Source organism: Blautia sp. AF14-40, assembly GCF_003479665.1.
Classification (GTDB): domain Bacteria; phylum Bacillota; class Clostridia; order Lachnospirales; family Lachnospiraceae; genus Fusicatenibacter; species Fusicatenibacter saccharivorans.
On sequence record NZ_QUHK01000106.1, the window covers coordinates 388 to 1,052 of the forward strand.

Genomic DNA, 665 nt, shown 5'->3' on the forward strand with positions numbered 1-665 from the left:
CTGTCAAAGGACGATGACCTGCAAGGCGAAAGTGCCAGTATCGCAAACCAGCGTGATATGCTGGAAAAATACTGCGAAAAGCAGGGATGGGAGGTTGTGGCAGTCTATCAGGACGATGGCTTCACAGGTCTTAATATGGAGCGTCCTGATTTACAGAGAATGTTGAGAGCCATTGAGCGCAGGCAAATCAACCTTGTCATCACGAAAGACCTCAGCCGACTGGGGCGTAACTATCTGCAAACCGGGCATTTGATTGAGGACTTTTTCCCAAGAAACGGTGTCCGCTATATCGCCATGAATGACGGTATCGACACCCTGCGGGATAACAACGATATTGCCCCGTTCAAGAATATCCTGAACGAGATGTACAGCAAGGATATTTCCAAGAAAGTCCATTCCTCTTATCTTCTGAAAGCGCAGAAAGGACAGTTTACCGGGTGTCTTGCCCCGTTTGGGTATCGGAAAGACCCGGAGGACAAAAACCATCTGCTCATTGACGAGGAAACCGCCCCGATTGTGCGACTGATTTTCGGATATGCCCTGAACGGTCATGGTCCGAACTATATCCGCAGACGGCTGGAGGAAGAAAAAATCCCCTGCCCCACATGGTGGAACCGGGAACGGGGGCTTCGCAATACCCGCACCAAATGGGAAAAGAAAGACCC

General features: G+C 50.4%; 1 protein-coding gene. It reads left to right on the top strand.

Annotation, left to right across the window (positions count from 1 at the left end; all coding sequences use genetic code 11):
- Nucleotides 1-665: recombinase family protein (locus tag DWW13_RS18530; RefSeq protein WP_442857780.1), on the top strand; the 665-nt coding region annotated here is incomplete at its 3' end.